Raw genomic sequence first — 23,074 nt, 5'->3', positions numbered from 1 at the left:
ACGAGACACGCAATAAAAAGCCCCGCATCAGCGGGGCCCTTTATCATCCGACGGAATCAACCGTTGAACACGTCGTCTACCGAATTGAGCGGGTAGTTGGACGGATAAGGCAGAGTCGCTACGCCACTTTCGATTGCCGCCTTGGCGACAGCATCCGACACCAAAGTGATCAGGCGCGGATCCATCGGCTTCGGAATGATGTATTCGCGGCCGAACTGCAGATTATCGACACCATAAGCAGCGCTAACTTCCGCCGGCACTGGCAGCTTGGCCAGATCGCGCAATGCGAGAGCCGCAGCGATCTTCATCTCTTCATTGATACGGGTTGCGCGCACATCCAGCGCCCCACGGAAGATGAACGGGAAGCCAAGCACGTTGTTAACCTGGTTCGGGTAATCCGAACGGCCGGTCGCCATAATCACGTCCGAACGAGTGGCATGGGCCAGCTCAGGACTGATCTCGGGATCAGGGTTGGAGCAGGCGAAGACGATCGGGTTAGCCGCCATGCGCTTAAGACCCTCGCCGCTGAGCAGGTTAGCGCCTGACAGACCGACGAACACATCGGCGCCATCCAACGCATCTTCCAGCGTACGCTTGTCTGTCTCATGGGCGAAGATCGCCTTGTACTGGTTCAGATCGTCGCGGCCGGCGTGAATGACGCCCTTGCGGTCGATCATGAAGATGTTCTCGATCTTCGCACCGATGCTGACCAGCAACTTCATGCAGGACGTCGCAGCAGCCCCGGCACCAAGACAGACGATCTTCGCCGTCTCGATGTTCTTGCCGGCGATTTCCAGCGCATTGAGCATACCGGCGGCGGTAACGATGGCCGTGCCATGCTGGTCGTCGTGAAACACCGGGATATCGCACTGCTCGATGAGTGCGCGCTCGATCTCGAAGCATTCCGGCGCCTTGATGTCTTCCAGGTTGATGCCACCAAACGTAATGGAGATACGCTTGACGGTATCAATGAAGGCCTGCGGGCTTTCAGCGTCCACTTCAATATCGAACACATCGACACCAGCGAAACGCTTGAACAGCACACCCTTGCCTTCCATCACCGGTTTGGACGCCAGCGGGCCGAGGTTGCCCAGGCCGAGAATAGCGGTGCCATCGGAAATCACAGCGACCAGGTTGCCCTTGCCGGTGTAGCGGTAAGCCAACTCCGGATCACGAGCGATTTCTCGGACGGGAGCGGCAACACCTGGACTGTAAGCCAGCGAGAGATCGCGGGCGGTGGCGGTAGGCTTGGTCAGCTCGACGCTCAGTTTTCCCGGGCGAGGCAGGGAATGGTAGTCGAGAGCGGCAGTTTTCAGGTCAGTCATTGGCATTTCCGCTTATTTTTACTGGGACAGACAGGCGGTCGAGCATACGCCAAGAGCGCGCGCCGTCACAAGCGAGTCAACAGCCCTTTTGTCAAGCGTTGCGGACTGCGACTTTCCGGGTATGAACGTCGCTGAAAACGCTGTCTCGCGCAGCGTTCATGGCAGCACGAAAACCGCTGCCGGATGCGACAGCGGCATTAGCCAGCGTGCTTGGTCACGACGCGCGCGGGCGCGACGATCGACAATCCAGCCGCGCGCTTCGACGTATGCGCCCTCCATCGCCTTGAGCTGGCGCGGGGTGAAGACGCTAGCGTGCTGCGAAGGAACGTGCAGCACCAGCGGGCCGTCGAGCTCGAACCACAGGCCGCCCCGGTTGCGCTCGATACGCTCGACACGCGCATGAATCAAGGCGAAGCCGGCTTTTCCCACGCCCCTTGCACTCTGTATCGGCGGGCGGCGCCACACGCCCCGCTTCAGCTGACGCGCCTGCGTCTCCGCAGCTCGGTGACAGTCAACCAACTGGGTATTGGGCGCTACTGCGACAAAGTAGCCGAGCCCTTGCCTCAGCAGCGCGGCTTCCAGATTCCCACCGTCTGCACCATAGACATGCGCCAGCAAGCGACCGTAGCGGTCACGCGCCTCGCGCCCCACCCTCAGGCCGATCCGATGATCACTGGCCGCCACCAATGACTGCAGATGGCCTTTGGCCGTTTCCGCCAAGGGCTCCGCCGGGCGTCCCTTGCGGCCAAGCTCCGGGGTGTTCAGACCGATCAGTCGTACACTGCGGCCATCGGTCAAACGCAAGGTATCGCCGTCGATAACTTGCGCCACATCGACCACCGAGAGCGGTCCCGGTGCTGGGCAGGACGCCAACACCGGAAAACCGCAAATGACAGAAACGAAAAAGGCGCCCACGAGGGACGCCCTTTTCAAGTATTCGGAGAATCGCATGGGATTCCCGATACGCCAGCTTATTTGGCGCCGAAAACGCCGAAACGCTGCTTGAAGCGATCGATACGGCCGCCGGTATCCAGCACTTTCTGCTTGCCGGTGTAGAACGGGTGGCACTCGGAGCACACGTCGATGTTCAGATTCTTGGCCAGCGTGGAGCGGGTCTTGATGACATTGCCGCAGCTGCAGGTGGCTTCGATTTCTACGTACGTAGGATGGATATCGGCTTTCATGGTGAATCCTCTAGGATTGCGTGCCGCCACCCGACCCTATGTCGAGTACCGCACGAAGTAGGGCGCGAATCATACCAGAGCCCTTATGTGATGCAAGCGCAGGCCGTCGTGGCCGAACGCAGACTTCCCACCCCATGCAGGGCGGCGGAAACCACGCTCATCGCAGCCCGCCAGCCCGGCATGCGCAGCTCCATAACAACACAGCAGCACATGCACTGATCGTTTACCATCGGCGCCCTTCAACCAGGGATCTTCGCGTGCCCACGACCATCCTCCGTCTCGCCCTGCCCTCGCCGCTGCGCCGCCTGTTCGACTACCTGCCACCGGCCGGTATCGAGCCTGTCGTGCTGCAGCCAGGTATGCGCCTACGCGTATCCTTCGGCCGGCGCGAGCTGGTCGGCGTGCTGGTGGAGCTGGCCACGCACAGCGAGGTGCCGGAGGAGAAGCTCAAGCCGGCGCTTGAACTGCTCGATAGCCAATCGCCGCTGCCGGCGGCGCTGTTCAGGCTGTGCTTATGGACCGCGCAGTATTACCAGCACAGCCTCGGTGACACATTCAGCTGGGCCTTGCCGGCGCTGCTACGCCAAGGCGAGCCTGCCGAGGCGCGGCAAGAGCGATTCTGGCAGGTGATTGAAGGCGCGCGCGCCGATGATCCGCGGCTGGCGCGCGCCCCGCGCCAGCGCGACGCACTGAAGACTATTGCCCAGCATCCTCACGGCGTCCCGCACAGCCTGCTCGGTAAGTTGCAGCTGAACAAAGACAGCCTCGACCTGCTGCTGGAGAAACGCCTTCTACGGGTCGAGAGCCGGCGTATCAGTCAACCGCGGAGCCACAGCGGCAGCTGGCTGCTGCAGTCGGAGCTGTCACTCAACAGCGAACAACGCGCCGCGTTTGAAGCGGTGCGCGCAGGTCTCGGCGGTTTCCAGGCTTTCCTCCTCGCTGGCGTCACCGGCAGCGGCAAGACCGAGGTCTACCTGCAACTGATCCACCAAGTCCTTGAGGCCGGCAAGCAGGCGCTGGTGCTGATTCCGGAAATCAATCTCGGTCCGCAAACCGTGGCGCGCTTCGAGAAACGCTTCAACGCCCGCATCGCCCTGCTGCACTCCAATGTGAATGATCGCGAGCGCCTGGATGCTTGGATCGCGGCGCGCGATGGAGAGGCGGACATCATCATCGGCACTCGCTCGGCGCTGTTCACACCGATGAAGAATCCCGGACTGATCATCATCGACGAGGAGCATGACGCCTCTTACAAGCAGCAAGAGGGCCTGCGCTATCACGCTCGCGACCTCGCGCTATTGCGCGCGCGCCAGGAGAACCTGCCAATCCTGCTCGGCTCGGCGACGCCATCCCTGGAAAGCCTGCACAACGCCCACAGCGGCCGCTATGCCCTGCTCAAGCTGACCCGGCGCGCCGGCGGCGCCCAGCCGCCACGCTTTCTGCGTCTGGACATCAAGAGTCGACCGCTCGATTCGGGCATTTCCGGGCCGCTACAACAGGCCATTGCGCAGACGCTGGCGGCAGGACAGCAAGTGCTGGTATTTCTCAACCGACGAGGCTTTGCACCGACACTGCTGTGCCATGACTGCGGCTGGCTCAGCCAATGCCCCAGGTGCGACGCGCGGATGACACTGCACCAGCGCCATAACGAGCTGCGCTGCCATCACTGCGGTCACGTGGAACGACCACCGAGCAATTGCCCAGAGTGCGGCAAGGTCGATCTGCGCCCCGTCGGCGCGGGCACCGAACGAGCCGAAGAACGGCTCGGCGTTCTGTTCCCCGACTATCCGGTACTGCGCATCGATCGCGACAGCACCGCGCGCAAGGGCTCCATGGAGCAGCTGTTCAGCACCATCAACCGCGGCGAGCCATGTCTACTGGTCGGTACGCAGATGCTCGCCAAGGGCCATCACTTTCCGCGCGTGACACTGGTGGCAATTCTCGACGCAGATGGCGGGCTGTTCTCGGCGGATTTCCGTGCCAGCGAGCGCATGGCCCAGCTGATCGTCCAGGTTGCCGGGCGCGCCGGGCGCGCGGAAGAACCGGGCAAGGTCATCATCCAGACCCACCTCGCCGATCACCCATTGCTGGTGCAGTTGACCGAGCAGGGTTACTTCGCCTTTGCCGAGCAAGCGCTCTCCGAACGCCGCGCCGCCGGGCTGCCTCCGTTCAGCCATTTGGCACTGCTGCGCGCGGAGGCGCACAAGCCCGGTCAGGCGGAAGACTTTCTCGAACAAGCTTGCAACGCCGCCGAACACTTGCTGGACGAATTGCAGCTCAGCGGCATCGAACTGCTCGGTCCGGTTCCTGCGCCCATGGAACGCCGGGCCGGCCGCTACCGCGCGCAACTTCTGCTGCAGGGTAACGCACGCGCGGCGCTGCATCGCCTGATGGCCACCTGGCTGCCGCAGCTCGAGCTGCTACCGAACAGCCGTGCCGTGCGCTGGTCGCTGGACGTCGATCCCATCGACCTGTTCTGACAGCCCGGCCCGTCACCGAGTAGCGCAAAAAGCGATTTTTCCCGGCGACCAACGCCCCTGCGGCTTGAAGCGAGAGCCGCCGCCCCCCGATAATGCCGAGTTTTCGCGCACTCTTGCCGACCGAGCCGACCATGAAAGACAGCATTCGCCACCTGATCCAGCAAGCCCTCGACCGCCTGACCGCCGAAGGCGTGTTGCCCGAAGGACTGACGCCGGCGATCCAGGTGGAAAACACCAAGGACAAGAGCCACGGCGACTTTGCCAGCAACATCGCGATGATGCTGGCCAAACCGGCCGGTATGAAGCCGCGCGAGCTGGCCGAGAAAGTCATCGCTGCACTGCCGGCCGACGCTGCCGTCAGCAAGGTAGAGATCGCTGGACCGGGTTTTCTCAACTTCTTTCAGAACAGCGACGCCCTGGCCGGACGCCTGGAGGCCGCACTGGCCGATACACAGATCGGTGTGTGCAAGAGCGGCACCGTCCAGCGCGTAGTGGTCGACCTGTCCTCGCCAAACCTGGCCAAGGAAATGCACGTCGGCCACCTGCGCTCGACCATCATCGGCGATGCGGTGGCCCGCGTGCTGGAGTTCCTCGGTGACGAGGTGATTCGCCAGAACCACGTCGGCGACTGGGGCACCCAATTCGGCATGCTGCTGGCTTACCTCGAAGAAAATCCGACGGCCGCCGAGAGCGAGCTGGCCGATCTCGAGCAGTTCTACCGTGCCGCCAAGCAGCGCTTCGACGACTCCGCCGAGTTCGCTGACCGTGCCCGCGCACTGGTAGTCAAGCTGCAAGCCGGCGACGCCGAGTGCCTGAACCTCTGGCAGCGTTTCAACGACGTTTCCCTGTCACACTGCCAGAAGGTCTACGACCGCCTCGGCGTCAAGTTGAGCCCGGCCGATGTGCGCGGCGAAAGCGCCTACAACACCGACCTGCCGCAGATCGTCGCCGAACTCAAGGCCAAGGGGCTGCTCAGCGAGAGCGACGGCGCACAATGCGTGTTTCTCGATGAGTTCAAGAACGCCGAAGGCAACCCGCTGCCGGTGATCGTGCAGAAGGCCGGCGGCGGTTACCTCTACGCCACCACCGACCTGGCGGCCATGCGCTACCGCAGCCAGGTGCTGCACGCCGACCGCGCCCTGTACTTCGTCGACCAACGCCAGGCCCTGCACTTCCAGATGGCCTTCGAGGTGGCGCGCCGCGCCGGTTTCGTCCATCCGGGCATGGACCTCGAACACATGGGCTTCGGCACCATGAACGGCGCCGACGGCCGCCCGTTCAAGACCCGCGACGGCGGCACGGTCAAGCTGGTCGATCTACTCGACGAGGCCGAGCAGCGCGCCTATACCCTGGTGAAAAGCAAGAATCCTGACCTTGGCGAAGCCGAGCTGCGCAGGATCGCCCGCGCCGTTGGCATCGGCGCGGTCAAGTACGCCGACCTGTCCAAGCACCGCACCAGCGACTACCGCTTCAACTTCGAGCTGATGCTGAGCTTCGAGGGCAACACCGCCCCCTACCTGCTGTATGCCTACACTCGTGTGGCCAGCGTGTTCCGCAAGCTGGGCAAGGGCATCGACGAGATCGCCGGACACATCCAGCTCGAGGCCGAACAGGAACTGGCGCTGGCCGCCAAGCTCGCGCAGTTTGGCGAAGTGCTGAACAGTGTTGGCGAGAAGGGCGAACCACACCTGCTATGCACCTATCTGTACGACCTGGCCGGGTTGTTCTCCAGTTTCTATGAGAACTGCCCAATCCTCAGCGCAGACGATCAGGCCGTGCAGCAGAGTCGCCTGCGCCTCGCCGCGCTGACCGGACGCACGCTCAAGCGGGGCCTCGAGTTGCTTGGCCTGGAAACGCTGGAGCGGATGTAAGTGGCCGCCAGGAAGAAACCGGCCCCGCGCCGGGGCGCCAGCCGCTATCAGGCGCCCGCGAAGAAGGCCGTGCCCGGATGGGTCTGGCTTGCCTGTGGTTTGGTGATCGGCGGCTTTATCGTCTTTCTGGCGAGTTTGGAGCCCGGCGGCGACGAGGTAAAGCGCGACAAGCCATCCAAGACCGCAGCCAAGGAGCAGCCCAAGCGCAGTGCCCCGGTTAGCGAACAGCCGAGCAAGCCGAAGTACGATTTCTATACCCTGCTGCCGGAGTCCGAGGTGATCCTGCCGCCGGAGACCAAGCAGCCGGAACCGCCACCAAGCAAGCCAGTGACGCCCGAGGAGGCGGCCAAGATTGATGAGGCCCGGGCGATGGCAGCCCTTAGCGGCAAGGTGCCACCGCCGCCACCAACCGTAGCGAAGGCACCGGTCACGCAGTTCTTCCTTCAAGCGGGCTCGTTCCGCAAGCAGGCTGAAGCAGAAAAGGTACGCGCACAGATCATCCTGCTCGGTCAGGACGTGCGCGTAGAGAATGTCAAGGTTCGCGATGAGCCCTGGTATCGGGTCCTGGTTGGCCCGTACGCCAGCCGCGAGCAGCTGAGCGCGGCGCAGAAGACGCTCGCCGCCAGCGGCTACAAGAACCTGCTGCTACAACAGCGCCAGACGCGCTGAACTGAAAACGCCGGGCTCGACCCGGCGTTTTTCTGTCTGCAGGTACACCAACCCGGTCAAGCCTCGCGCGGTGCGTAGGCGAACACGTCGGCACGCATCTGGTGCGGATCCATCCCGGCTTCCACCAGCGCATCCAGGGTGCCGTAGACCATCGCTGGCGAGCCGCTGGCGTAGATATGCAACGGCTTGAGATCGCTGAAGTCCTCGCGAATCGCTTCATGCAGCATCCCGCAGCGCCCTTCCCAGCCGCAGACGTCGCTGACGACGCGGTGCAGATGCAGATTGCTCATGCCCTGCCACTCTTCCCAATGCGGTAGCCGATAGAAGTCCTCTGGCCGCCGCACCCCCCAGTACAGATGCACCGGATGCGGGAAACCGGTAGCGCGGCAATATTCGATCAGGCTGTGCATCTGCGCCATGCCGGTGCCGGCGGCGACCAGCACCAGCGGGCCGTCCGGCAGCTCGGCTAGGTGCGTGTCGCCGAAGGGCATCTGGATTCGCGCGAAGCCCTGGCGACGCAGGAAGGCCAGCAGCTCGATGGCCGATTCCTCGCGCGCCAGCACGTGCAGCTCCAGCTCGCGGCCGCTGCCCGGCGCCGAGGCCAGGGAGAAGGCCGACCATTCGCCGTCCTCGCGCTGCAATAACAGGTACTGGCCGGCGTGGTAGCGCGGTTGACGCCCGGCCGGCAGACGCAGGCGTAGGCGCACCACGTCGCCACCCACATCCTCATAGCCGCTGAGCTGGCAGCTCAGCTCGCGCACCGGCAGCTCGCCGGGCGCCAGCACACCGTCCCAATGCAGCACACAGTCTTCCAGCGGCTCGGCCATGCAGGCCAGCAGCTCGCCGTGATCGCGCACCTCGCCGTCCTGGCGCACGCGCCCTTCGACCAGTAGCGAGGCACAGATATGGCAATTGCCGTTGCGACAGCTTTGCGGGCATTCGTAGCCCAGCCGCTTGGCAGCGTCGAGGATGCGTTCGCCGGGCCGAACTTCGAGTACGGCGCCGGATGGCTGCAAGGTAACTTTCATCTGCACGTCTTTTCAGTGAACGGGAAAACCCGTCAAGGCTTCGGGCGAGCTCGGGCCCGCCTCTTCGGTTATGTCAGTCGATACCCAGCTGCGACCAGAGTTCATCGACCCGCTGCTTGACCGCCGGGTCCTGGACGATGGCCCGGCCCCATTCGCGGTTGGTCTCGCCCGGCCATTTATGCGTCGCATCCAGGCCCATCTTCGAGCCCAGACCGGAGATCGGCGAAGCAAAATCCAGGTAGTCGATCGGCGTGTTATCGATCATCACCGTGTCACGCTTGGGGTCCATGCGCGTGGTAATGGCCCAGATCACGTCGTTCCAGTCGCGGGCATTGATGTCGTCGTCGGTGACGATGACGAACTTGGTGTACATGAACTGGCGCAAGAAGCTCCACACGCCGAGCATCACCCGCTTGGCGTGGCCCGGGTACTGCTTCTTCATGGTCACCACCGCCATGCGGTACGAACAGCCTTCTGGCGGCAGGTAGAAATCGACGATCTCAGGGAACTGCTTCTGCAAGATCGGCACGAACACTTCATTCAGCGCCACGCCGAGGACGGCCGGCTCATCCGGCGGACGGCCGGTATAGGTGCTGTGGTAGATCGGGTTCTTGCGATGGGTAATGCGCTCGACGGTGAACACCGGGAAGCGGTCCACCTCGTTGTAATAGCCGGTGTGGTCGCCGTAGGGCCCTTCGTCGGCCATTTCTCCGGGATAGATGTGCCCCTCGAGAACGATCTCCGCGTAGGCCGGCACCTGCAGATCGGAGCCAATTGCCTTGACCAGCTCGGTGCGCGAGCCGCGCAGCAGGCCGGCGAAAGCGTATTCGGAAAGGGTGTCCGGCACCGGCGTGACCGCACCGAGAATGGTCGCCGGATCGGCACCCAACGCCACCGCCACCGGATACGGGCGATCCGGGTACTTCTCGCACCATTCGCGGAAATCCAGCGCTCCGCCGCGATGGCTCAGCCAGCGCATGATCACCTTGTTGCGACCGATGACCTGCTGGCGGTAGATGCCGAGGTTCTGCCGCTCCTTGTTCGGGCCCTTGGTGATGGTCAGGCCCCAGGTGATCAATGGCGCCGCATCGCCCGGCCAGCAGTGTTGCACCGGAATCTTCGCCAGATCGACATCGTCGTCCTCGAGGATCACTTCCTGGCAGGGCGCATCCTTGAGCACCTTGGGCGCCATGCTGATGACCTTCTTGTAGATCGGCAGCTTGCTCCAGGCATCCTTCAGCCCCTTGGGCGGCTCCGGCTCCTTGAGGAAGGCTAGCAGCTTGCCGATCTCGCGCAGTTCGCCGACATCCTCGGCGCCCATGCCGAGGGCAACCCGTCCCGGCGTGCCGAACAGATTGCCGAGCACCGGCATGTCGAAACCGGTTGGATTTTCGAAAAGCAGCGCCGGACCCTGCTTGCGCAAGGTGCGGTCACAGATTTCGGTCATTTCCAGGACGGGAGAGACAGCAGCCTTGACGCGCTTGAGCTCACCGCGTTTTTCTAGGCCGCTGATAAAGTCGCGCAGATCGCGATACTGCATGCTTGAGCCTCGCATGGGCCGGCAGGGTCGGGGCGCAAAGTTTAGCCCCGGCGTCGGAATATCCAAAACCTGCAGACAGACGAAGGCCGGGTTTCCCCGGCCTTGTTGGCAACGACGAGCCGCTTACTTGCGCTTCATGGACATGAAGAATTCGTCGTTGGTCTTGGTGTCCTTAAGCTTGTCGAGCAGGAACTCGATGGCGGCGATTTCGTCCATCGGGTGCAGCAGCTTGCGCAGGATCCAGATGCGCTGCAGCTCGTCCTCGGCGGTCAGCAACTCTTCGCGGCGAGTACCGGAGCGGTTGATGTTGATGGCCGGGAACACGCGCTTCTCGGCGATGCGGCGATCCAGTTGCAGCTCCAGGTTACCGGTGCCCTTGAATTCCTCGTAGATCACCTCGTCCATCTTCGAGCCGGTTTCCACCAAAGCGGTGGCGAGGATGGTCAGCGAGCCGCCTTCTTCGATGTTGCGCGCGGCGCCGAAGAAGCGCTTGGGCTTCTCCAGAGCGTGGGCGTCGACACCGCCGGTGAGCACCTTGCCGGAGCTCGGGATCACCGTGTTGTAGGCACGTGCCAGACGGGTGATGGAGTCCAGCAGAATGACCACATCCTTCTTGTGCTCGACCAGGCGCTTGGCCTTCTCGATCACCATCTCGGCGACCTGCACATGGCGGGTTGGCGGCTCGTCGAAGGTCGAGGCGACCACTTCGCCGCGCACGGTGCGCTGCATCTCGGTCACTTCTTCCGGGCGCTCGTCGATCAGCAGAACGATCAGGTGGCACTCGGGATTGTTGCGGGTGATGTTCGCCGCGATGTTCTGCAGCATGATGGTCTTGCCCGCCTTCGGCGGAGCGACGATCAGGCCGCGCTGGCCCTTGCCGATCGGCGCGCAGAGATCGATCACGCGGCCAGTGAGGTCTTCGGTGGAGCCGTTGCCGGCTTCCATCTTCAGGCGCTCATTGGGGAACAGCGGGGTCAGGTTCTCGAAGAGAATCTTGCTCTTCGCGTTCTCCGGCCGGTCGTAGTTGATCGAGTCGACCTTGAGCAGCGCGAAGTAACGTTCGCCTTCTTTCGGCGGGCGTATCTTGCCGACGATGGTGTCGCCGGTACGCAGGTTGAAACGTCGAATCTGGCTGGGCGAGACGTAGATGTCGTCCGGGCCGGCCAGATAGGAGGAATCCGCGGAGCGCAGGAAGCCGAAACCGTCCTGGAGGATTTCCAGCACGCCGTCACCGGAGATTTCCTCGCCGCTTTTCGCGTGCTTCTTCAGCAGGGAGAAAATCACGTCCTGCTTGCGCGAACGGGCCATGTTTTCGATGCCCATCTGTTCGGCCATTTCCAGCAGTTCGGTGATGGGCTTTTGCTTGAGTTCGGTCAGATTCATAGAAAGAGATCAGGAAGGATGTAGACAGCGATTAGCTTGAGAAGCCGCGCAGCAGGAGACGAACGGATTCGTTGTGCTTTTAGAGGCTGAAGTGCGTCGGCGACGGCATGCAGAGGGCGATCGAAGAAATGATCGCGGGGCCGAATTTAGCACCGCACAGAAGAAGCGTCCACCCTGGAATGAAAAAAGCCCTCACATCTGCGAGGGCTTCGGGCACAGCGGGTCGTATCAGATATTGCTGTCGAGGAACGCCGCAAGCTGCGACTTCGACAGTGCGCCAACCTTGGTGGCTTCGACGTTACCATTCTTGAACAGCATCAGCGTCGGGATGCCACGCACGCCATATTTAGGCGGGGTTTCCTGGTTTTCGTCGATGTTCAGTTTGCAAACCTTCAGCTTGCCCTCGTAATCCTTGGCGATCTCGTCGAGGACCGGAGCGATCATCTTGCACGGGCCGCACCACTCAGCCCAGTAATCGACCAGCACGGGGCCGTCCGCCTGGAGGACGTCCTGCTCGAAGCTGCTGTCGCTGACATTGTTGATGTATTCGCTCATGGATGTTCTCCAGGGTCGGAACGGAAAGTGGTCGACATGATAGCCCGGCTACGAGCGGACCGAAAGCCGCAGCCGGTTACCGCCGCCTACCCGCGTCCGCCACGTGTCCGGCTGCGGCAAGACCAGCCGCGCGCACGTTGGCGGATGAATGTCGATCGTGTCACGATGTCGGGGTTCTGCATCGAGACCACCCCATGCGCCAAACTTCCGCCGAATCCTATCCACTGATCGCCGCCCTCGACCTTGGGTCCAACAGCTTCCACATGGTGCTGGCGCGCACCAACAACGGCGAGATGCGCATCCTCGAACGACTCGGTGAAAAGGTCCAATTGGCCGCTGGCATCGACGACAACCGTCTGCTCGACGAAGCGGCCATGCAACGCGGCCTCGAGTGCCTGCGCCGTTTCGCCCAACTGGTCAATCACCTGCCGCAAGAGGCCGTGCGTATCGTCGGCACCAACGCCCTGCGCGAAGCACGCAACCGTGCCGAGTTCATCCGCCGTGCCGAGGAAATTGTCAATCATCAGGTCGAGGTCATCTCGGGTCGCGAAGAGGCACGGCTGATCTATCTCGGCGTCTCGCACACCTTTCCCGGTCGCCCCGGCAAGCGCTTGGTAGCGGACATCGGCGGCGGCAGCACGGAATTCATCATTGGCGAGCATTTCGAGTCGCAATTGCGCGAAAGCCTGCAGATGGGCTGCGTCAGCTACACCCAGCGTTTCTTCCGCGACGGCAAGATCACTCCGGCGCGCTACGCACAGGCCTACACCGCGGCACGCGTGGAGCTGATGAGCATCGAGCACGCGCTACGCCGGCTTGGCTGGGAGGAGTCAATCGGCGCCTCCGGCACCATCCGGGCGGTCGGCCTGGCGATCAAGAGCGGCGGCTACAGCAATGGCGAAGTCACGGCCGAAGGCATCGGCTGGCTGAAACGCCGGCTGTTCAAGCTTGGCGACGTGGAGCGCATCGATATCGACGGCATCAAGCCGGATCGTCGCGGCGTGTTCCCGGCCGGACTGGCAATCCTCGAGGCGATCTTCGATGCGCTCGAGCTGGGCAGCATGACCCACTCCGAGGGCGCGCTGCGTGAAGGCGTGCTCTATGACCTGCTCGGCCGCCATCACCGCGAAGATGTACGCGATCGCACCCTGAGCTTCCTCATGGAGCGCTATCACGTCGACGCCGAACACGCCGCTCGGGTTGAGGCCAAGGCGCTGGAAGCCTTCGACCAGGTCGCCGAAGACTGGGGACTGGATGACGAATGGCTGCGCGAGCTGCTGGGCTGGGCGGCACGCATCCATGAAGTGGGCCTGGACATCGCCCATTACCACTACCACAAGCACGGCGCCTATCTGATCGAGCACTCCGACCTGCCGGGATTCTCGCGCCAGGACCAGCAGATGCTGGCGCTGCTGGTGCGTGGTCACCGACGCAACATCCCCAAGCAGAAGTTCGAGGAGCTCTGCGAGGATGGCATCAAGCTGACTCGGCTCTGCGTGCTGCTGCGTTTCGCCATTCTCTTCCACCACATCCGCGGCCCGCAGCAGGCGCCGGAGTATCGACTGCGCGTCAACGACGATAGCCTGGACGTGGTCTTCGCCGACGGTTGGCTGCAAGACAATCCGCTGACCGAAGCCGATTTCGCGCTCGAAGCCGAATGGCTCAAGCGCATCGACTTTGCCCTAAGCGTCCGCTGAGTCCGCACTGAGTCGCACGGCGACTACGCCCAGTCGTAAGTCGCCTGCGCTAGCGTGAAATCGGGTTGCTCAGCCGCTCGAGCAGAGCGTTCTGCGCGTTACGCGGGTTCTGGTTGCCGCTCGGACTGTTGCGCACGTAACTGCCATCCGACTGCAGGATCCAGCTCTGGGTGTTGTCAGTCAGGAAGCCTTCGAGCTCCTTCTTCACCCGCATCACCAATTTCTTGCCCTCGACCGGGAAGCAGGTTTCCACACGGCGATCCAGGTTGCGCTCCATCCAGTCGGCACTGGACAGGTAGAGTTTCTCCTCACCGTCGTTGAAGAAATAGAACACCCGGCTGTGCTCGAGGAAGCGCCCGATGATCGAGCGTACCTGGATATTGTGCGAGACTCCGGGAATGCCCGGCCGCAGGCAGCACATGCCGCGCACGATGAGATCCACGCGCACGCCCGTCTGGCTGGCCTTGTACAGCGCCTTGATCATCCGTGGATCGGTCAGCGAATTGACTTTGAGGATGATGTGCGCCGGCTTGCCCTCGCTGGCGTGCTGCGTCTCCTGCGCAATCAGATCGAGCAGGGCCTTCTTCAGGGTAAACGGCGCATGCAGCAGCTTCTTCATGCGCATGGTTTTGCCCATGCCGATCAGCTGACTGAACAGCTTGGAAACGTCCTCGCAGAGCGCATCGTCCGAGGTCAGCAGGCTGTAGTCGGTGTACAGGCGCGCATTGCCGGCGTGGTAGTTACCGGTCCCCAGATGCGCGTAGCGGCACAGCTCGCCGTTCTCGCGGCGCAGGATCAGCATCATCTTGGCGTGGGTTTTGTAGCCCACCACGCCGTAGATCACCACTGCGCCGGCCTGCTGCAGACGAGTGGCCAGCTGCAGGTTGGACTCCTCGTCGAAGCGCGCGCGCAGCTCGATCACCGCGGTGACCTCCTTGCCATTGCGCGCCGCCTCGACCAGCGCGTCGACAATCTCGGAGTTGGCGCCCGAGCGATACAGCGTCTGCTTCACTGCCAGCACGCTTGGATCCTTGGCCGCCTCGCGCAGCAGGTCGATCACCGGGGTGAACGATTCGAACGGATGCATCAACAGGATGTCCTGCTTGCGCACCACGTTGAAGATATTGCCGCTGTTCTGCAGCGGCTTGGGAATCGCCGGTGTGAACGGCGAATATTGCAACTCCGGGTGGCTGTCCAGCCCGGTGATGCTGAACAGTCGGGTCAGGTTCACCGGGCCGTTGACGCGATACAGCTCGCTCTCGCCAAGACTGAACTGCTTGAGCAGGAAATCGGCCAGATGCTGGGGACAGGTGTCGGCCACTTCCAGCCGCACCGCATCACCATAGCGCCGCGAGATCAGCTCTCCGCGCAGGGCACGTGCCAGGTCCTCGACATCCTCGGTATCCACCGACAGGTCCGCGTTGCGGGTCAGACGGAACTGGTAGCAGCCCTTGACGCGCATGCCATGGAACAGGTCGTCGGCATGGGCGTGGATCATCGAGGAAAGGAATACGAAATTATCGCCCGCCCCGCCCACCGCTTCCGGCACGCGAATGACCCGCGGCAGCAGACGGGGCGCCGGAATGATCGCCAGGCCCGAGTCGCGACCGAAGGCATCGATGCCTTCCAGCTCGACGATGAAGTTCAGACTCTTGTTCACCAGCAAGGGGAACGGGTGAGTGGGATCGAGACCGATCGGCGTGACGATCGGCGCGATCTCGTCGCGGAAGTAACGTCGCACCCACGTCTTGATCTTGGTGGTCCAGTGACGCCGGCGAATGAAGCGAATGCCGTGCTCGGACAGCGCCGGCAACAGTACATGGTTGAGAATCGCGTACTGCCGGTCGACCTGCTCGTGCACCAGCTCTGAGATACGCGCCAGTGCCTGGTGCGGTTGCAAGCCATCGGCCCCAGCCTGCTCGCGGGCGAAGGCGACCTGCTTCTTCAGTCCAGCGACGCGGATTTCGAAGAACTCGTCCAGGTTGCTGGAGAAGATCAGCAGGAACTTCAGCCGCTCCAACAGCGGATTGGACTCGTCCAGAGCCTGTTCGAGCACGCGGATATTGAACTGCAGCTGCGACAGCTCGCGGTGGATATACAGGCTGCTGTCGTCGAGATTGGTAATCGTCGGTGCGATCGGCACCGGCAACGCCTCCTCGAGCGCGACCACCTCGGCCACCGCCTCGTTCAGCGGCGGCGCCTCGTCGGTCGCGTCCTGCAATTCCGTTTCGCTGAGTCCTTGATTGGTCATGCAACTGCCTCGCGGGCTCACTGGCCCCGGATTAATTGTTGTGCCGCGCGTTTGGCGAAGTAGGTCAGGATGCCATCGGCCCCGGCACGCTTGAAGCCGACCAAAGACTCAAGAATCACCGCCTCGCTCAACCAGCCGTTCTGAATCGCTGCCATGTGCATGGCGTACTCGCCGCTGACCTGATAGACGAAGGTCGGCGCCTTGAACGCTTCCTTGACCCGCCAGACGATATCCAGGTACGGCTGGCCGGGCTTGACCATCACCATGTCGGCGCCTTCGGCCAAATCCGCCGCCACTTCGTGCAGCGCCTCGTCGCCATTGGCCGGATCCATCTGATAGGTGTTCTTGCTGCCCTTGCCGAGGTTGGCCGCCGAGCCCACCGCATCACGGAACGGACCGTAGTAGGCGCTGGCGTACTTCGCCGAATAAGCCATGATGCGCACGTTGTGATGCTCGGCGACTTCCAGCGCCTCACGGATCGCCTGGATGCGCCCGTCCATCATGTCCGAGGGGGCAACGACCTGAGCGCCGGCTTCGGCATGTGACAGCGCCTGGCGTACCAGCGCATCGACGGTCACGTCATTTTGCACATAACCGTTCTCGTCGAGGATGCCATCCTGGCCGTGGGTGGTGAACGGATCGAGCGCCACGTCGGTGATGATGCCCAGCTCGGGGAAGCGCTCGCGCAGCGCCCGCGTTGCGCGCTGCGCGAGACCGTCCGGGTTCCAGGCCTCGGCGGCGTCGAGGGATTTCTTCTCCATCGGCGTCACCGGGAACAACGCCAGGGCCGGAATACCCAGCGCCACCAGCTCCTCGGCTTCTTTGAGCAGCAGATCGATGGACAATCGCTCCACGCCCGGCATCGACGGCACCGCCTCGCGGCGGTTTTCGCCATCGAGGACGAATACCGGCAGGATCAGATCGTTGACCGTCAGCACGTTCTCGCGCACCAGGCGACGGGAGAATTCATCACGACGATTGCGCCGCAGGCGGGTGGCAGGGAACAAGCGATTGGCCGGAACGAAACTCACAGACGGACTCCTGGCCCGCAGTACGGGCGAATATGACGGTTATAGGCCAGCGCGATGACAGCTTTATGACGGACCGCACCACGCCGCGAAAAGATCGACTCATTGTCGCCACCCTCGCCGGTCACTGCCAGTGCTTTAAGCGCGCGCATACCCAACGCAGAGCCGTGGACTGAACACCAACGAGGCTGGCGAATCCAACCTGCATGCAGGGACTACCTCTGCCCCCGCCTACGCTTTAGCATCGACGCATCGCAGGGCCTCATCGGTCCGGTCTAGACCAGGAGTATCGCTATGAACAAGAAAGTCGCCGTGATCCTTTCCGGCTGTGGCGTCTACGACGGCTCGGAAATCTATGAAAGCGTGATCACCCTGTTGCGCCTGGATCAGCGCGGCGCCCAGGTGCAGTGCTTCGCGCCGAATGTGGCGCAAATGCATGTGATCAACCACCTCACTGGCGAGGAGATGCCCGAGTCGCGCAACGTGCTCACCGAGTCGGCACGTCTTGCCCGAGGCGAAATCAAGGACCTGCGCGAGGCCCGCGTCGAGGATTTCGATGCGCTGATCATGCCTGGCGGCTTCGGCGCGGCGAAGAACCTCTCCACCTTCGCCATGGAGGGTGCCGCCAGCAAGGTACTGCCAGAGGTACTCTCTCTGGCTCAGGCCTTCGCCCAGGCGGGCAAACCGATCGGCTTGATGTGCATCGCACCGACCATGGCCCGGCAGATCTTCGGTGCCGGAGTGGTCTGCACCCTCGGCAGCGACGAAAGCGACGCGGCGCGGGCAGTTCAGGAAATGGGCGCCGAGCACCAGCCCTGCGAGGTCAGTGAGATCGTCGAGGACCGCAAGCACAAGCTGGTCACCACACCGGCCTACATGCTCGCGCAATCGATCAGCGAGGCCGCATCCGGCATCTACAAACTGGTCGACCGCGTGCTGGAACTGACGGTCGAAGACTGATCAGCTGCGCTTCTGGAGTCCCGGGCTCCTGCCCGGGATTTTTTCTTGCGCACGGCTATCCGGCCAATCGTACCGCCGCTCGCGCCGCCCCTCTGGTCAGCGCCCGGCGACTCGGGCAGCGTGAGCTTCTCGCCATCCGGGACAATCGCCATGACCCAGCAGCCAGCCGTGCCGGCCGATGAACAGCTCCAGGCCGTCCGCCAGATATTTGAACGCATTCCGTTCAATCAGATGCTCGGCATAGAGCTCGACGAAATCTCCGCCGAACGGGTGGTGATGCATCTGTCGATGAAACAGGAGCTGATCGGCAACTTTGTCCACGGCATGCTCCACGGCGGCGTGATTGCCTCGTTGCTGGATGTGGCCGGCGGTGCCATGGCAATGGTCGGCGCGTTCGACCGACACCAGCACCTCAGCACCGCCGAGCGCAGTACGCGCCTGGCCCGCCTCGGCACTATCGATCTGCGCATCGACTATCTGCGCCCCGGGCGCGGCCAGCGCTTCAGCGCGACCGCCGTGCTGCTACGCTCGGGCAACAAGGTGGCAGTGGTTCGCTCGGAATTGCACAACGAAACCGGCACCCTGGTAGCCGTCGGCACCGGAACCTACCTGTGCGGCTAGATCATCAGCTGAACCGTTCACCGCTGCGCGCAAGCATCAGCCGCGGGCCCGTACCAACTGCGTCAGCAGGCGATCCAGTGCGTTGGCGAATGCCTGGCGATCCCGCTCGCCGTAAGCCGCCTGGCCGCCGCCGACCTGGCCCTGCTCACGCAGATCGGTGAACAGGTTGCGTACCGCCAGACGTTCACCCATGTTGCGCACGTCGAACTCACGCCCGCGCGGGTCCAACGCGATCACGCCCTTCTTCACCAATCGATCGGCCAGCGGCACATCGCTGCAGATCACCAGATCGCCGGGCACGGCGTACTCAACCAGATAATCATCGGCGGCATCCGGACCACTCGGCACGACGATCAGCCGTACGCAAGCGAAGGCCGGTTTGACCTGGCTCTGCCCAGCCACCAGCAGCACCTCGAACTTGCGTTTCAAGGCAAACTTGATCACCTGATCCTTGGCCGCGCGAGGGCAGGCATCGGCGTCGATCCACACCCGTAGCACTGTCGCCTCCGGCATCACGCGGCCCGTCGCACGGTGGCCAACAGCGCCGCAGCGCCCGCGAACATGACCGCGAAGCTGCGATTGACCAGACGCTGCTGACGCGGCGTGCGCAGCAGCCGCAGCACCTTGGCCGCCAGGCCGGTGTAGCCCGCCATGACGATCAGATCGACCGCCACCATGGTCGCGGCCATCTCGCTGTACTGCAGCAGCAGTGGCCGCTGCGGATCGAGGAACTGCGGCAACACCGCAAGGATGAAGACGATGGCCTTGGGGTTGCTGGCATTCACCAGGAAGCCGCGCAGCACCAGACTCAACGGTCGGCCGATCGCCCGCGGCGCGGCCGAATCGTCGAGAGCCTCGGGCTGTGCCTGCCACTGCTTGAGCGCCAGCCAGAGCAGATAGCCGACGCCGAACCACTTGATCAGGCTGAACGCCAGCTCGGAGGTTGCGAGCACCGCACCCACGCCGGCTGCGACGATGGCGATCTGCAGCACCAGCGCCACCTGCAGACCGATGGCATTCCAGTAACCGCGCCAGAAGCCGTACTGCAGACCGCAGGACATCGAGGCGATGGCCCCTGCACCCGGCGACAGACTGATGACCCAACAGGCAACGAAGAAGGCAAGCCAGGTTTCCAGTGCCATGAGAGCTCTCCTGCGGTAAACGACGCCGACCGCACAGGCGGGTCGGCAGTTCAATTTAGTCTGGCATGTCCTTGCCGAGCTTCACCGGCTCCTTGAGCTTGTGCCCCATGGCCTTGCGCATGCGAATGTTCAGCGCCTCCACGCCCAGCGAGAATGCCATCGCGAAGTAGACGTAGCCCTTGGGTACGTGCACGCCGAACGCTTCGGCGATCAGCAGGGTGCCAACCACAATGAGGAACGACAGCGCGAGAATCTTCAGCGTCGGGTGCTTCTCGATGAAGTCGCTGATGGTACCGGCAGCCATCATCATCACCAGCACCGCGATGACGATCGCAGCGACCATCACCGGAACGTTCTGCACCAGCCCCACGGCGGTGATCACCGAGTCCAGCGAGAAGATGATGTCGATCACTGCGATCTGCAGGATCACCCCCATGAAGCCGGCCTTGGCCGCACTTCCTGCGGTCTGCTCCGTCTCCTCGCCTTCCACGCTATGCCAGATTTCCATGGTGCTCTTGAACAGCAGAAACAGGCCGCCGAAGAACAGAATCAGGTCGCGACCGGAGATGCCCTGCCCGAGCACCGTGAACAGGTCGTTGGTCAGACGCATAACCCAGGCGATCGACAACAACAGCAGGATTCGCGTACCCATCGCCAGTGCCAGACCGAAGAAACGCGCCTTCGGCTGCTGTTCCTTGGGTAGACGGCCGACGAGGATCGAGATGAAGATGATGTTGTCGATGCCAAGGACGATTTCCAGGGCGGTCAGGGTCAGAAATGCGACCCAGATTTCCGGGTTGCTAAGCCATTCCATAGGGAGTTACTTCTCGTTGGGGGTGTGTTGGGTGAACTGCATTTCGCTACCGCGCCAGCGGCGCGTTGCCTTCTGGAAAAACAGGCTGTTGGGCACCTGGACGATCGCTCCGGTTTCGCTCTCGGCGCTTTCCTCGAGAGTGGTGTAGAGCAGATTGATGTCGATGACGCGGCCTTTGACGATGGGCTTGTCGAACGCTTCGACGATCTCCACCACATCGCCGAGCCGAAACGGCCCGACGGTGAAAATCAGCACCGCACAGAGCAGGTTGGACAGCACGCTCCAGATCGCAAAGAAGGCAACCGCCGCCACCGCGACGAAGCCGGAGAGCGCAGTCCACAGCACGGTGGCGGACACGCCGAGGCGCTCGAGCACCATGATCAAGGCGCCACCCATGATGAACCAGCGGATGCCTCCGCGCACCGGCAGCAGCAACTCCGGCGGTAGTGGATAGCGGCTGCCCAGGCGCGTCAGCCCGCGCGCGAGCAGACGTTGCAACACGTAGGCGACCAGCAGGATCAGCAGTACCTGCAGACCCAGCAGCAGTGGCTCGCGCCATTGTCCGGAGAGCATCAGCAGCCGCTCGGTCATGCGCTGGCCTCCAGCAGTGCCTGCAGGCTTTCGAGGGTTTCCAATGCTTCCAGCCAGGCCTCCTCCAGTTCGCCTTCGCGCACCTTGAGCTCGGCCTGCCGCGCGAGCAGCTCGCGCAGCTCATCCTTGCGCGCGACTTCGTAGAGCGCAGCATCGCCGAGTCGGGTTTCCAACTCGGCAAGCTTGTCGTGCACGCCGACCAGGTCCTTCTCCAGCTTGTCCGCCTGCCGTTTGTGCGGCGCGAGCTGCTGGCGCAGAGCGGCAGCAGCCTGGCGCTGAGCACGCTTGTCGGTCTTGTCGACCGCGGTTTCGCAAGTCGACATTGGCTGCTGGCGGGCCCGGTAGTCCACCAACCAGCGCGCGTAATCTTCCAGATCGCCATCGAAGGTTTGCACGCGGCCGTCGGCCACCAACAGAAACTCATCGGTAGTGCTCTTGAGCAGGTGGCGATCGTGGGACACCACCAGCACCGCGCCTTCGAACTCCTGCAGGGCCAGGGTCAGCGCCAGGCGCATCTCCAGGTCCAGATGGTTGGTCGGCTCGTCGAGCAGGAGCAGGTTGGGCTTGTCCCAGGCAATCAGCGCCAGGGCCAGGCGCGCTTTCTCACCGCCGGAGAAGTTCAGCACCGGCTCGTCGCAGCGATCACCGCGGAAGTCGAAACCACCGAGAAAGTCGCGCAGGGTCTGCTCACGCTCGCTCGCGGCAAGACGCTGCAGGTGTAGCAGCGGGCTGGCCTGGGGATCGAGCGCATCGAGCTGATGCTGTGCGAAATAGCCGATGGCGAGGTTCTCGCCGCGCTGCAGTCGCCCGCCGAGTGGTTGCAACTCATTGGCCAAGGTCTTGATCAGCGTCGACTTGCCGGCACCGTTGGGGCCGAGCAGGCCAATGCGGGCGCCCGGTACCAGCTGCAGCTTGACCTTGTCGAGCACCACCTTGTCGCCGTAGCCGAGTCGCCCCTCGCTCAGATCCAGCAGCGGGCTGGAAATCCGGTCGGCCTCGCGGAAGACGAACTCGAACGGCGAATCGACGTGCGCCGGCGCGAGCTCCTCCATGCGTTCCAACGCCTTGATGCGGCTCTGCGCCTGGCGCGCCTTGGTGGCCTGCGCCTTGAAACGGGCGATGTACTTTTCCATATGCGCGCGCTGCGCCTGCTGTTTCTCGAACGCCTGTTGCTGCTGGGCCAGGCGCTCGGCGCGGGTACGTTCGAACGCCGAATAGCCGCCGCGATAGAGCGTCAGTTTCTGCTGCTCGAGATGGATCACGTGATCGACCACGGCGTCGAGGAAGTCACGGTCGTGCGAGATCAGCAGGAGCGTGCCGGGATAGCTCTTCAGCCAGTCTTCCAGCCAGAGAATCGCATCAAGGTCCAGGTGGTTGGTGGGCTCGTCGAGCAGCAGCAGATCCGACGGACACATCAGCGCCTGTGCCAGGTTCAGCCGCATGCGCCAGCCACCGGAAAAACTGCCGACCGGCGAGGCCATCTGTTCGTTGGAGAAACCGAGCCCGGCCAGCAGCTTGCGCGCCCGCGCATCGGCGGTGTAGCCATCGGCACTGTCCAGCTCGCTGTGCAGGCGCGCCAGGGCGAGGCCGTCGTGTGCCTGTTCGGCAGCGCACAGCTCAGCCTGGACGCGGCGCAGTTCGACGTCGCCATCGAGTACGTAATCCACCGCCAGGCGATCGAGGGTATCCACCTCCTGTCGCATATGAGCGATGCGCCAGTCCGGCGGTAACTGGCAGTCGCCGCCGTCGGGCACCAGCTCCCCGCGCAGTAAGGCAAACAGGGTGGACTTGCCGGCACCGTTGGCGCCAACTAGGCCCGCCTTCTGGCCAGGGTGTAGAGTCAGTTCGGCGCCGTCCAGCAGACGCTGCGGGCCACGCTGTAGAGTGAGGTTCTGTAGTCGGATCATAATGGCGGCGAAGTTTATCAGTTCGCCT

20 protein-coding genes are annotated in these 23,074 nt (G+C 63.1%); 6 read left to right on the top strand and 14 right to left on the bottom strand.

Annotated elements, in window-relative coordinates; translation table 11 throughout:
* Nucleotides 1-56 precede the first annotated feature (56 nt).
* The 3 genes from N8H22_RS13095 to rpmE all read right to left on the bottom strand — a co-directional run bounded on the left by N8H22_RS13095 (nucleotide 57) and on the right by rpmE (nucleotide 2,509).
* Entirely contained in the window at nucleotides 57-1,325 is a 1,269-nt protein-coding gene (locus N8H22_RS13095) for a malic enzyme-like NAD(P)-binding protein (protein WP_264590951.1), read from the bottom strand.
* A 156-nt stretch (nucleotides 1,326-1,481) separates the two neighbouring features.
* On the bottom strand, nucleotides 1,482-2,276 hold the full coding sequence (locus N8H22_RS13090; RefSeq protein ID WP_264590950.1) for a thermonuclease family protein: 795 nt from the start codon (nucleotides 2,274-2,276) through the stop codon (nucleotides 1,482-1,484).
* 20 nt (nucleotides 2,277-2,296) lie between these two features.
* Nucleotides 2,297-2,509, bottom strand: coding sequence for a 50S ribosomal protein L31 (gene rpmE / locus N8H22_RS13085; protein WP_264590949.1), 213 nt, complete (start codon nucleotides 2,507-2,509; stop codon nucleotides 2,297-2,299).
* 257 nt (nucleotides 2,510-2,766) lie between these two features.
* Here rpmE and N8H22_RS13080 point away from each other — a divergent pair, with 257 nt between their 5' ends.
* The 3 genes from N8H22_RS13080 (at nucleotide 2,767) to N8H22_RS13070 (ending at nucleotide 7,529) form a co-directional block, all read left to right on the top strand.
* Nucleotides 2,767-4,989: a primosomal protein N' gene (locus N8H22_RS13080; protein ID WP_264590948.1), complete on the top strand. Its 2,223-nt coding sequence runs from the start codon at nucleotides 2,767-2,769 to the stop codon at nucleotides 4,987-4,989.
* 131 nt (nucleotides 4,990-5,120) lie between these two features.
* On the top strand, nucleotides 5,121-6,860 hold the full coding sequence (gene argS, locus N8H22_RS13075) for an arginine--tRNA ligase (protein WP_264590947.1): 1,740 nt from the start codon (nucleotides 5,121-5,123) through the stop codon (nucleotides 6,858-6,860).
* Nucleotides 6,861-7,529: an SPOR domain-containing protein gene (locus N8H22_RS13070; protein ID WP_264590946.1), complete on the top strand. Its 669-nt coding sequence runs from the start codon at nucleotides 6,861-6,863 to the stop codon at nucleotides 7,527-7,529.
* A 56-nt stretch (nucleotides 7,530-7,585) separates the two neighbouring features.
* Here the strand turns inward: N8H22_RS13070 and N8H22_RS13065 are convergent, their stop codons facing one another.
* The 4 genes from N8H22_RS13065 to trxA all read right to left on the bottom strand — a co-directional run bounded on the left by N8H22_RS13065 (nucleotide 7,586) and on the right by trxA (nucleotide 12,035).
* A complete protein-coding gene (locus N8H22_RS13065; protein WP_264590945.1) occupies nucleotides 7,586-8,557 on the bottom strand; it encodes a CDP-6-deoxy-delta-3,4-glucoseen reductase in 972 nt (323 codons plus the stop codon).
* 73 nt (nucleotides 8,558-8,630) lie between these two features.
* Nucleotides 8,631-10,097, bottom strand: coding sequence for a 4-hydroxy-3-polyprenylbenzoate decarboxylase (ubiD, locus tag N8H22_RS13060; RefSeq protein ID WP_264590944.1), 1,467 nt, complete (start codon nucleotides 10,095-10,097; stop codon nucleotides 8,631-8,633).
* 123 nt (nucleotides 10,098-10,220) lie between these two features.
* Nucleotides 10,221-11,480, bottom strand: a complete 1,260-nt coding sequence (gene rho / locus N8H22_RS13055) for a transcription termination factor Rho (RefSeq protein ID WP_264590943.1) — start codon at nucleotides 11,478-11,480, stop codon at nucleotides 10,221-10,223.
* A gap of 228 nt (nucleotides 11,481-11,708) precedes the next feature.
* Nucleotides 11,709-12,035 (bottom strand): thioredoxin TrxA, encoded by a 327-nt coding sequence (gene trxA, locus N8H22_RS13050; RefSeq protein ID WP_021207111.1) that lies wholly within the window; start codon nucleotides 12,033-12,035, stop codon nucleotides 11,709-11,711.
* A gap of 194 nt (nucleotides 12,036-12,229) precedes the next feature.
* Here trxA and ppx point away from each other — a divergent pair, with 194 nt between their 5' ends.
* Nucleotides 12,230-13,732 carry an exopolyphosphatase gene (gene ppx, locus N8H22_RS13045; RefSeq protein ID WP_264590942.1) on the top strand — a complete coding sequence of 501 codons (1,503 nt, stop codon included), beginning with the start codon at nucleotides 12,230-12,232 and terminating at the stop codon, nucleotides 13,730-13,732.
* Nucleotides 13,733-13,781: 49 nt separating this feature from the next.
* Here the strand turns inward: ppx and ppk1 are convergent, their stop codons facing one another.
* Both ppk1 and hemB read right to left on the bottom strand, forming a co-directional pair.
* Nucleotides 13,782-15,983: a polyphosphate kinase 1 gene (ppk1, locus tag N8H22_RS13040; protein WP_264590941.1), complete on the bottom strand. Its 2,202-nt coding sequence runs from the start codon at nucleotides 15,981-15,983 to the stop codon at nucleotides 13,782-13,784.
* 17 nt (nucleotides 15,984-16,000) lie between these two features.
* The gene (gene hemB, locus N8H22_RS13035; RefSeq protein WP_264590940.1) at nucleotides 16,001-17,014 is read right to left on the bottom strand and encodes a porphobilinogen synthase; all 1,014 of its coding nucleotides are present in this window, start codon (nucleotides 17,012-17,014) and stop codon (nucleotides 16,001-16,003) included.
* A gap of 291 nt (nucleotides 17,015-17,305) precedes the next feature.
* Here hemB and elbB point away from each other — a divergent pair, with 291 nt between their 5' ends.
* Together elbB and N8H22_RS13025 are read left to right on the top strand one after the other, a co-directional pair.
* On the top strand, nucleotides 17,306-17,971 hold the full coding sequence (elbB, locus tag N8H22_RS13030) for an isoprenoid biosynthesis glyoxalase ElbB (protein ID WP_264590939.1): 666 nt from the start codon (nucleotides 17,306-17,308) through the stop codon (nucleotides 17,969-17,971).
* A gap of 150 nt (nucleotides 17,972-18,121) precedes the next feature.
* Nucleotides 18,122-18,592 (top strand): thioesterase family protein, encoded by a 471-nt coding sequence (locus N8H22_RS13025; protein WP_264590938.1) that lies wholly within the window; start codon nucleotides 18,122-18,124, stop codon nucleotides 18,590-18,592.
* 36 nt (nucleotides 18,593-18,628) lie between these two features.
* On the opposite strand, the gene N8H22_RS13020 is transcribed toward N8H22_RS13025, so the two are convergent.
* Genes N8H22_RS13020 through N8H22_RS13000 form a run of 5 tightly spaced genes read right to left on the bottom strand, consistent with a single transcriptional unit; the run spans nucleotide 18,629 to nucleotide 23,046 of the window.
* Nucleotides 18,629-19,105 (bottom strand): YaiI/YqxD family protein, encoded by a 477-nt coding sequence (locus N8H22_RS13020; RefSeq protein ID WP_264590937.1) that lies wholly within the window; start codon nucleotides 19,103-19,105, stop codon nucleotides 18,629-18,631.
* Nucleotides 19,105-19,734, bottom strand: a complete 630-nt coding sequence (locus N8H22_RS13015; protein WP_264590936.1) for a LysE family transporter — start codon at nucleotides 19,732-19,734, stop codon at nucleotides 19,105-19,107. The genes N8H22_RS13020 and N8H22_RS13015 overlap by 1 nt, the downstream gene beginning before the upstream one ends.
* A gap of 55 nt (nucleotides 19,735-19,789) precedes the next feature.
* The gene (locus N8H22_RS13010) at nucleotides 19,790-20,548 is read right to left on the bottom strand and encodes a TerC family protein (RefSeq protein ID WP_264590935.1); all 759 of its coding nucleotides are present in this window, start codon (nucleotides 20,546-20,548) and stop codon (nucleotides 19,790-19,792) included.
* A 6-nt stretch (nucleotides 20,549-20,554) separates the two neighbouring features.
* Nucleotides 20,555-21,139, bottom strand: coding sequence for a mechanosensitive ion channel family protein (locus tag N8H22_RS13005; protein ID WP_264590934.1), 585 nt, complete (start codon nucleotides 21,137-21,139; stop codon nucleotides 20,555-20,557).
* Nucleotides 21,136-23,046, bottom strand: a complete 1,911-nt coding sequence (locus N8H22_RS13000; RefSeq protein WP_264590933.1) for an ATP-binding cassette domain-containing protein — start codon at nucleotides 23,044-23,046, stop codon at nucleotides 21,136-21,138. The genes N8H22_RS13005 and N8H22_RS13000 overlap by 4 nt, the downstream gene beginning before the upstream one ends.
* Between the last annotated feature and the right edge of the window lie 28 nt (nucleotides 23,047-23,074).

It is taken from the genome of Stutzerimonas sp. S1, assembly GCF_025966695.1.
Classification (GTDB): domain Bacteria; phylum Pseudomonadota; class Gammaproteobacteria; order Pseudomonadales; family Pseudomonadaceae; genus Stutzerimonas.
The sequence above is the reverse complement of the archived record's forward strand: the minus strand, read 5'-3'. Positions and strand labels throughout refer to the sequence as shown.

What these genes read in the sequence shown, in the direction of transcription:
- N8H22_RS13000 (WP_264590933.1), bottom strand. Translation starts at nt 23,046, where the DNA reads ATGATCCGACTACAGAACCTCACTCTACAGCGTGGCCCGCAGCGTCTG.
- N8H22_RS13025 (WP_264590938.1), top strand. Translation starts at nt 18,122, where the DNA reads ATGACCCAGCAGCCAGCCGTGCCGGCCGATGAACAGCTCCAGGCCGTC.
- ppk1 (WP_264590941.1), bottom strand. Translation starts at nt 15,983, where the DNA reads ATGACCAATCAAGGACTCAGCGAAACGGAATTGCAGGACGCGACCGAC.
- N8H22_RS13090 (WP_264590950.1), bottom strand. Translation starts at nt 2,276, where the DNA reads ATGCGATTCTCCGAATACTTGAAAAGGGCGTCCCTCGTGGGCGCCTTT.
- N8H22_RS13095 (WP_264590951.1), bottom strand. Translation starts at nt 1,325, where the DNA reads ATGACTGACCTGAAAACTGCCGCTCTCGACTACCATTCCCTGCCTCGC.
- ubiD (WP_264590944.1), bottom strand. Translation starts at nt 10,097, where the DNA reads ATGCAGTATCGCGATCTGCGCGACTTTATCAGCGGCCTAGAAAAACGC.
- N8H22_RS13065 (WP_264590945.1), bottom strand. Translation starts at nt 8,557, where the DNA reads ATGAAAGTTACCTTGCAGCCATCCGGCGCCGTACTCGAAGTTCGGCCC.
- N8H22_RS13010 (WP_264590935.1), bottom strand. Translation starts at nt 20,548, where the DNA reads ATGGAATGGCTTAGCAACCCGGAAATCTGGGTCGCATTTCTGACCCTG.
- rpmE (WP_264590949.1), bottom strand. Translation starts at nt 2,509, where the DNA reads ATGAAAGCCGATATCCATCCTACGTACGTAGAAATCGAAGCCACCTGC.
- elbB (WP_264590939.1), top strand. Translation starts at nt 17,306, where the DNA reads ATGAACAAGAAAGTCGCCGTGATCCTTTCCGGCTGTGGCGTCTACGAC.
- N8H22_RS13005 (WP_264590934.1), bottom strand. Translation starts at nt 21,139, where the DNA reads ATGACCGAGCGGCTGCTGATGCTCTCCGGACAATGGCGCGAGCCACTG.
- trxA (WP_021207111.1), bottom strand. Translation starts at nt 12,035, where the DNA reads ATGAGCGAATACATCAACAATGTCAGCGACAGCAGCTTCGAGCAGGAC.
- N8H22_RS13015 (WP_264590936.1), bottom strand. Translation starts at nt 19,734, where the DNA reads ATGGCACTGGAAACCTGGCTTGCCTTCTTCGTTGCCTGTTGGGTCATC.
- N8H22_RS13020 (WP_264590937.1), bottom strand. Translation starts at nt 19,105, where the DNA reads ATGCCGGAGGCGACAGTGCTACGGGTGTGGATCGACGCCGATGCCTGC.
- argS (WP_264590947.1), top strand. Translation starts at nt 5,121, where the DNA reads ATGAAAGACAGCATTCGCCACCTGATCCAGCAAGCCCTCGACCGCCTG.
- ppx (WP_264590942.1), top strand. Translation starts at nt 12,230, where the DNA reads ATGCGCCAAACTTCCGCCGAATCCTATCCACTGATCGCCGCCCTCGAC.
- rho (WP_264590943.1), bottom strand. Translation starts at nt 11,480, where the DNA reads ATGAATCTGACCGAACTCAAGCAAAAGCCCATCACCGAACTGCTGGAA.